General features: G+C 65.6%; 10 protein-coding genes. 7 read left to right on the top strand and 3 right to left on the bottom strand.

Annotated features, from left to right (window positions below; genetic code table 11):
* Positions 1-21 precede the first annotated feature (21 nt).
* The 6 genes from ACETK3_RS10450 (at position 22) to ACETK3_RS10475 (ending at position 4,680) form a co-directional block, all read left to right on the top strand.
* Complete coding sequence (locus ACETK3_RS10450) at positions 22-873, top strand: universal stress protein (protein ID WP_236819619.1); 852 nt, start codon at positions 22-24, stop codon at positions 871-873.
* Positions 874-986: 113 nt separating this feature from the next.
* Positions 987-1,529 (top strand): hypothetical protein, encoded by a 543-nt coding sequence (locus tag ACETK3_RS10455; protein WP_236798540.1) that lies wholly within the window; start codon positions 987-989, stop codon positions 1,527-1,529.
* On the top strand, positions 1,526-1,720 hold the full coding sequence (locus ACETK3_RS10460) for a hypothetical protein (RefSeq protein WP_236798541.1): 195 nt from the start codon (positions 1,526-1,528) through the stop codon (positions 1,718-1,720). The genes ACETK3_RS10455 and ACETK3_RS10460 overlap by 4 nt, the downstream gene beginning before the upstream one ends.
* 52 nt (positions 1,721-1,772) lie before the next feature.
* Positions 1,773-2,642, top strand: a complete 870-nt coding sequence (locus ACETK3_RS10465) for an HNH endonuclease (protein ID WP_236798542.1) — start codon at positions 1,773-1,775, stop codon at positions 2,640-2,642.
* Between the two features lie 30 nt (positions 2,643-2,672).
* The gene (locus tag ACETK3_RS10470; protein ID WP_373992845.1) at positions 2,673-3,704 is read left to right on the top strand and encodes an alpha/beta hydrolase; all 1,032 of its coding nucleotides are present in this window, start codon (positions 2,673-2,675) and stop codon (positions 3,702-3,704) included.
* A gap of 28 nt (positions 3,705-3,732) precedes the next feature.
* Complete coding sequence (locus tag ACETK3_RS10475) at positions 3,733-4,680, top strand: alpha/beta fold hydrolase (RefSeq protein WP_236819626.1); 948 nt, start codon at positions 3,733-3,735, stop codon at positions 4,678-4,680.
* Between the two features lie 14 nt (positions 4,681-4,694).
* On the opposite strand, the gene ACETK3_RS10480 is transcribed toward ACETK3_RS10475, so the two are convergent.
* Together ACETK3_RS10480 and ACETK3_RS10485 are read right to left on the bottom strand one after the other, a co-directional pair.
* Entirely contained in the window at positions 4,695-5,303 is a 609-nt protein-coding gene (locus ACETK3_RS10480) for a hypothetical protein (RefSeq protein ID WP_236819628.1), read from the bottom strand.
* A gap of 57 nt (positions 5,304-5,360) precedes the next feature.
* The gene (locus tag ACETK3_RS10485; RefSeq protein ID WP_236819630.1) at positions 5,361-6,182 is read right to left on the bottom strand and encodes a nuclease-related domain-containing protein; all 822 of its coding nucleotides are present in this window, start codon (positions 6,180-6,182) and stop codon (positions 5,361-5,363) included.
* 242 nt (positions 6,183-6,424) lie between these two features.
* On the opposite strand from ACETK3_RS10485, the gene ACETK3_RS10490 reads away from it, so the two are divergent.
* A complete protein-coding gene (locus ACETK3_RS10490) occupies positions 6,425-6,925 on the top strand; it encodes a DUF2087 domain-containing protein (RefSeq protein ID WP_236819632.1) in 501 nt (166 codons plus the stop codon).
* 146 nt (positions 6,926-7,071) lie between these two features.
* Here ACETK3_RS10490 and ACETK3_RS10495 read toward each other — a convergent pair whose 3' ends face one another.
* On the bottom strand, positions 7,072-7,608 hold the full coding sequence (locus ACETK3_RS10495; protein WP_236819634.1) for a GNAT family N-acetyltransferase: 537 nt from the start codon (positions 7,606-7,608) through the stop codon (positions 7,072-7,074).
* Positions 7,609-7,928 lie beyond the last annotated feature (320 nt).

Raw genomic sequence — 7,928 nt, forward strand, 5'->3', positions numbered from 1 at the left:
GTCTGATGGGAGCGGAGTCACATGACGCAGGAACCCGGAGCCGTGGTGGTCGGCTATGACGGATCGGATGAGGCCGCGGCCGCTGTCCGTTGGGCAGCCAGGCACGCCCGGGCGGTGAACCGCCGGCTCCACGTGGTGCATTGTTCACTATGGCCGCTGCTCACCAGGCACCTGGGTCCGGTTCCGGGCGTGTCAGGCAGTGGCCTGGAACAGTCAGCCCAGGCCGTCCTGGAAGAGGGCGTGGCACAGGCGGCAGCAGAGGTTCCAGGCCTTCAGGTCAGGAGCACATTGCTTCACGGAGTGCCTGCACAGCTTCTGGCCCGTGTTTCCAGGGGAGAAGAACTTCTGGTTGTCGGCAGCCGCGGCCTGGGCGGTTTCCTGGGCCTGCTCGTGGGTTCCGTGAGCCTGGAGTTGGCAGCCACCGCTGCCTGCCCCGTCGCCGTGATCCGGCAGGACCTCCACCCGGACGGGCCGGTCGTCGCCGCCGTCGACGCTTCAGGTTCCCCCACAGCGCTGGAGGATGCCTGTGCCCTGGCGACGGCATGGCGGGCCCCACTCGAGGTAGTCCATGTCCAGCACCAGCCCCCGGGCCGCCGGCGATCGGACACTCAGGACTCCGACAGTGACGCCCGGACAATCCTGTCGTCCGCGTTGGCCCATGCACGTGCCGCGGCACCCGCTATCCGCATTGACGGAAAGATCCTTACGGACAGCTCGGTCCCGCATGCCATCCTCCAGGCCTCCGCAGAAGCCCGGATAGTGGTGGTGGGCTCCCAGGGCCAAGGCATCCTCAGGGAAACCATGGGCTCCACCGCCCATGCAGTCCTGCACCACGCCCAGGGCCCGGTCCTCATCTCCCGTCGGGGCAGTTGAAACAGCGGCAGTTGGAGCAGCGCAGTTGAAGCAGCCGCCCATCTGCTGATGACGGGGAATGCAGGTGGAGTGTCGTCCCGCTGCCGCCCGAACCTGGCGCCTAAGCTGGTCCGGTGACCCCAGTTCCCTCCCCCGATCCGCTGGATGTCGTCGTCCACTCCGGTCCGGCTGACTGGTGGGTCATCCTTGCGGGGTTGGGGCCCCTGGCCGTCCTCATCGCCGCCCTGCTGGCCTTCTACATCAACTGGCGCACCCTGAAACAGCGCACTGCCGCGGACAAGACAGCCCTGGATCAAAAGCGCGAAGCCGATGCCAACGCCCTTCAGCAGAAGACCGAGGCGGACAGCAGGGCGGAATGGTGGCGCCGCACCCAGTGGGCATTGGACCGGGCGCTGGACCCGGATGAAGGGACCAAGGCGCTGGGGCTGGCAACCCTGGAGGTCCTGGCCAGGAGCGAGTTGGCCCGGACCGAGGAACTCGAGTTGTTCGATATCGCCTGGAAGAGCGTGTCCGGGGACGAGAACGGCGAGGAGAACGGGGACGATGGCCAGGTGGACGCCGGGCCGGGGCAGGAGCTGGCCTTCGTGGACGACGGCGGCAACTTAGGCGAGAATGGAACGACGGATGACGACAGTACCAAGGAGGTTGGACCGTGAGCGCAACATCGCCTGAACATCGTTTCGTCCACACTCCCCGGAACACCGCAGCCAAGCCGGCCAAGAAAACCGGTTCGGCCGCCGAGCACCGTGTCCAGGTTGCGGCGGCGCGGCTCCGCGTCACGCTCGATCAACGCCTGGGCCGCGAAACGCCCGCCAAGACCAAGGCATTGGCCAAGGAACCGATCTAATTCCCGCCCCGGTGTTTGAGGTTCGACGGCGCGTGGTGGAGTTCGGTGCGCAGTGGCTGCGGTAATTCTCGGGTGCGACACAAACAGGCTTCTGCGCTGGGACTACCGTGCCGTCGTCGAGCACGTCGCGGAATCCGGCAGGGCGGTGGAGCGGTGGTGCCTGGAGCAGCACCCGGACGCCGGCCCTGGCCTCAGCCCGGGCACCGAAGCCTGGCTCCTGCTGTGCGGCAGCAATGAAGCCGGCAGCGGCCTGATCGGTCACGGAGTGGTCGCGTCGGAGCCGTACCAGCTGGCTGGAACGGGCGAATGGTTCGTCGCCGTCGCCTTCGATGCGCTGCTCGCACTGGGTGAGCAGATACGGCCCGGCATCCTTGGCGACGCGCTCCCCCGTGACCACTGGCCCAAGGCGGGCGGACCTTCCCTGGTGGCCTTGCCGCCGTCGTACGAGCCTCCCCTGCGCCGGCTGTGGCGTGCTTGCGGGCCCACGACGGCGGGACGCGCTGAGGTGGTCGGGGGCAGCCTGCCGCCCGGCGCCGTCAGCACTGTCCAGGTAAGCCGCTACGAACGGGACCTTGACGCGCGGCGGGTCTGCCTTGCGTTTCACGGCACATCGTGCGCCGCCTGCGGGTTCTCTTTCGAGTCCGCCTACGGCGGCAACGCACCAGAGGCGCTCGCCGTGCACCATGTGGTGCCGCCGGACATGCTGGACAGCGGATACCAGCTGGACCCCATAGCCGACCTCATTCCGCTGTGCCCCAACTGCCATGCGGCGGCCCACAGCGTGAACCCGCCGCGCACGGTGTCCGAACTCCGGAACATGGGCTCCGCCTCCAGCCCGGTGATGAGGGGTGAGGTGGTGACAGCCCTGGCCCTGAGGGCCCAGGAGGATGCACGGCGGATCATGGAAGGCGGGCAGGGGTAGGCCCGGGCCACGGGCTCGTAAAATGGAGGAATGACGGTGGCTGCCCATTCCGGTGGCGCGTTCCCGCTGGCCCGCCGGGCCCGGACTGCGTTGCGCCGGGTACCTGTGTGGACGTGGCGGCTGATGATGCGTTCGGTCAGCTCGCGGGAGCGGATACGGTTCAACACGGATCCCGTCACCGAGGTGGCCTATGTCCACGACCTCGACTATGTGGGCGATGGCCTGCGCGCCCACCGCCTGGATGTAGTGACACCCTTGTCGGTGGCACAGACGTCGGCCGAAGGTGCGGTGGCGCGTGGCGGGAGCCTGCCGGTCTACGTCTATTTCCACGGCGGAGGATGGACGTCCGGCGACAAGTCGGCGTTGACCAAGTACTGCGCCAACCAGGCCTTGGGCGGGATGGTGGTGGTCAACGTCAACTACCGGCACGCGCCGCGGTTCCACATGGGGCACGTGCTCGAGGACGCGAACGCCGCCCTTGCCTGGGTTGTGGCCAACATCGAGGAGTACGGCGGGGACCCTGCGCGCCTGATCCTGGGCGGGGACTCCGCGGGCGGGCAGATTTCGGCCCTGCTCACGGCCATCAGCCTGCGCCCTGAGCTGGCCGCGCACTACTCGCTGCTGCCGGCCGTTCCGGCGGGGCACGTGAAAGGGCTTGTCCAGCACTGCAGCGCCGTCGATTTTTCGGTGTTTTTTGAAAGCGGCTTTGTCCTCAGCCTGAACTTCGTTCGCATGCTGCTGCCGGCCACGGCTCCCCTGACACCAGCACGACTGAAGTCTGCAGCCGGGTACCTGTCCCCTATCGAGTGGCTGGACGGGAGCCACCCGCCGGTTTTCGTCACCACCTCCGAGCGCGACTTCTTCTACCGGTCCAACCTCAATTTCATCGAGCGGCTGCAGGACCATGGCGTTCCCGTGGATGCCCTCATCTACCCCTGGGCCAGCGCCAACACCGAACATACCTGGCAACAGGATTACCGCTACCCGGAATCCCAGGAAGTGTACCGGCGCCTCCATGCCTTCGTGGGCAACGTGGCGGGTCCACCCCCTGCCGCTGACTAGGCCCCGCCGGCTGGGTTATCTTGGGACCATGTCGGAGCCGGGCCAACGAGAGTACGGGGTTGACCCCGAGGAATTTGGCTCTGCCCGCGTGGATGCGGCAGCCCTGCTGGATGCGGAGCTGGGGGACGTCGACTGGTCGGTGCCGCCGCCTGGCTCGGTGCACTTTACGCTGGACGTCCCCAGCGGCAAGCTCGCGGCCATGGCCTTGGGCAATCCGGAGGATCCGTGCGTCGTCCTGGTGCCCGGTGCCACCGGATCCAAAGAGGACTTTTCCCTCATGCTGCCGGACCTGGCCGGCGCGGGGTACTACGCCCTGACGTACGATCTTGCCGGCCAGTACCAGTCGGCGGGCGCAGGGCCGGAGAACCTGGTGCCGCCCCGGAAGCACTACGACTACCGGTTGTTCGTGGACGACTTCCTGGCGGTTATGGAATCTACGGCAACCCCTGTGCATGTTGTGGCCTATTCCTTCGCGGGCATCATCGCCCAGCTCGCCTATGTTGAGCGGCCGGACCTCTTCCGGTCCATCACCTTCCTTGGGTGCCCGCCGGAACCGGGCCCGAGTTTCCGGGGTGTGAGCCGCATTGGCCGGTTCAGCACGTGGGTCAACGGCAGGGCAGGCGCCGCGCTGCTCATTTGGGGAATCCGCAGCGGCAGGGTGGCCCACGTACCTCCAGGAAGGCAGCGGTTCGTAAACTACCGCTTCCGTTTCACACGCCGCTCCTCCATCCGCGATATCTACACGCTGATGCAGAACGTCCCGGACCTACGGCACGAGCTGGCTGAGGCCCCGCTTCCCAAGTTCGTGGCCGTCGGCGAGCATGACCTGTGGCCGCTCCAGCTGCACCGGCTGTTCGCGCAGGCAATCCGTGCCCGGATCGGCGTCTACCGGGGTGGACACAGCCCTTGCGAAACGTCCCCGCATGAGTTCAGCCGTGACCTCCTTGCGCTTTATGCGAAAGCTGAGGAGGCGTAGTGAGGGTGCATACCTCACCTCGATGCGGCTTCGGCGCGCTGGCGGAGGGTGAGCAGCATCTTCCGCATCATCCAGATGTCGCCGAATTCCACGAGTGCCGAGAACAAAATTGCGGGTGAAAACCAGCGGTAGCGGGCGCGGATACGGCTGACAAGCCGGGTTGAACCTTCGCTCATGGGCTCAAGCTGCCATGTCCAGCTGTTATCCCCCGGCGTGCCCCAGACCATGGAAAGTGGCGGGTCAATCCTCTGGACCGGGATGCCGTGTTTGCCGTCGGGGCTCATGGGAACAATGTCACCTACGCTAAGGTCCTGCAGCTCAGGGATGATGCGCCGTGCACTCGGGCGCCCCAGGTTGTCCAGGATGTCGTAGCTGTACCAACCGCCGCGGCCAAGCCCCGCTTGGACCAGCCATGGCCATATCCGTTCCGGCGCTGCGCCGATGGTGATGGCCCTCGTAGCGTTGAACGTCGGTTTGGGCACCAGTTCGTCGCCGGGCATCGCCCGCGAGACCTCTTCCGGCGTGGCGCCCCAAGTGAGTTGCCAGGGACGAAACCAGCGGATGTAGGCGCCCGCCACGGCCGCGGTCCCCAGCACAGGGAGCAAGCTTGTCGGCAGTCGCATCCCCCCAGTTTGGAGAGCTTCCCGGACCCGGAACAGTGCTAAATGTCCCGGTGCCTCTTAGTGCCCGGCCAACCGGTGCAGGATAGCCGCGCAAAGGGAGGCCCCGTTCATCAACGCCAGGAGGGTCACCGCCGGTACGCCAAGCGCCCATGCCGCGCGCCGCCGTCGTGCCTGGACAACAAGGTGCCTGAGCGCGTCGAAGTTTTGTTGAAGCAGCTGCGGGTCATTTTGTGCTGCCGGACGCTTGTGCCAAGTGCCAGGCTGGACGGCGACGCCGGAGATACGGGCCAGTTCCGCCCAGGCGAGCACTGGGCTGGACCTGCGCAGCCAGCGCGCCAATTGGGCGTCGGTGACCACCACCGCCTGCTCGGGGCGCGCCTTTATAGTCAGCGTCTTGGGCTCGACTATGACGACGACGGCAGTCACCTTAACAGGAAGGCCCGCCGCGGCAGTCAGCAGCTTTGAGGCGCGGGCAGCTTCGTGGGCCGCATTGTAGAGGTGCCGGGTCTTCCTGCCGGCAACCATGAGGGTCCTGCCTGCCACCCAGACCGACTGGCCGGAATGGTTCTTCGTGTTGATGGTGAAGACGCCGGCGGGGCCGATCAGCACGTGGTCTATGTCGGAAGAACCTGCCCCGACCGGGACGGCGTGGAGAACCAGCCATTCGGGTCCCAGATTTTCCAGAATCTCTCCGACCACCAGCTCACCGAGGGCACCTCGGTACCAGGGTGAGCTTTCCGCACTGAGGGGGCTCATTCCGAGGATCCGCTGAAGCGTAGAGCGCGGCGGCACCTTGCCCTGCAATGCCAGCAACTCCTCGATGACGGCCTGGCCGGGTACACGGGCCCCCAAGTGTGGCGGTGCTGAATGACTGCTCACGGTTTTCTCCCCCACTTTGTGATGCGTGCATGATGAGCGTAGGGGCTGCAGTGCGTGTCCGGACCGGTTATTGGGTTTCCTGGCAGCATCTTTCCCGAATACTTGGGCAACGCTGCGGTTTGTCTTAGCGTGCAGCCAGCTTCCGGGAACTGCGGCCCGCGGGCTACGATCGCCAACACGCCTCGAGGCAATGGTGTGGCTCGACGGCACAGGAGGAGAATGGCGTGGCCCGAGGATCGAAAATGAACGGACCCCACTGGCGTCGCGTGCTGGCGGCGCTGGGCAACAGTGATGCCAGGACCGCCTATGCCCAGATAGTACTGGGGGCGGCCCCCAACGATATCCTGCCTGACGTGAAGGAGCAGCGGCGCCACCGGGCCATCGCCGCGCTGCTGGAGTCCGGGCTCGTCCAGCGGCGGGCATCCGGTGAGCTGGTGGCGGAGGAGACCATCTTCCGGGACCTGCTGGCCCAGCAACCCCGCCGGCAGCCACAGACCGGGCTGGACAGGTTCATGCGACTGGGCCGAATAGAGAGATATCCGGCGAACCTTGCAGAACGTAGGGCGCTGTTGGCGAGGATCGCCACCGAGGCCATCGCACCCGGCGAAAAGCTCGCTGAAAGGCAGGTCAATGAGCGGCTGCTCAGTTATACCGATGACGTGGTGCTGCTGCGCCGCTACATGGTCGACTTCGGCGTCCTGCAACGCACCCCTTCGGGTTCTGCCTACTCCTTAGCGGACTAACCGGCCCCTGCCCTGAGATGGTGTGCAGTAGTTTGGACGGGCCGTCAGCATCCCCGTCGGACTGGTGCTGGCCCAACTGCGTGCTTCATGACTGCTGCGATCCCGCACCCAGCCGCCAACTGAGCCTTCCCTCCTACTCCTGTCGTCTAGAGAATCCGCTGGAACATGCGGTGGTCCTGCCATAACCCGGCTATCCGCAAATAGGCTCGCGCGGTGCCGTAGGACTCGAATCCATTCTTCTCCAGCACCCGCTGTGATGCCGGATTGTGCACCAGGGTCGCGGCCTCAAGACGGTGCAGCGCGAGGTCATGTTTGGCGATGTTGACAGCGGCTGCCACCGCCGCCGTCATGATCCCGGAACCCTGCAAAGCTTGGTCCACCCAGTAACCCAGATGTGCATTTTGGAAGGCACCCCGCACGATCGAACTCAGGGTCAGCAGGCCGACGACCTCATCTTTACGCACCAACACCATTGGAAGGCCGGTGCCCGCAGAAAGTTCCTGTCGCTGCCTGGTGATCACCTCTTGTTGTCCCTGGACTGTGTAGAACTTGTCGGGACGAATCGGTTCCCACGGCGCAAGATGGGCGCGGTTCTTCTGAAACGCCTCAGCCAGCGCCCTGGCGTCCAGCTTCTGGACTGGCCGGAGGACAACGCCTTCAAGGAGTTCCGAAGAGAAGTGCATCTATTCACACTACCCAGCAGGACGGATCCGTCGGGCCCGCGCGCTACAGAGTTACCTCTGTCGGTACCCGCGTGCCCACAGGACCTCGGCGACGCCGCCCAAAGCAAGTGGGACGGTCACGGCGGCGGCCAAGTGGCGTAGCAAGCTGAAGGGGTTCGTCCATGCGGCCCACCGGCCGACGAAGCTCATGTCGCCTAGATGTATTGACCACGGAGGTTAGGAACATGCGGCGTGGTTAGGTGACAAAAAGAAGACCTCCAAGTGGAGTGGGGCTTGTCTAAGAGTCCGATCCACAAGGAGGTCTTCAATGTCCCATGCTA

It is taken from the genome of Arthrobacter sp. E44, assembly GCF_041877125.1.
Lineage (GTDB): Bacteria > Actinomycetota > Actinomycetes > Actinomycetales > Micrococcaceae > Arthrobacter.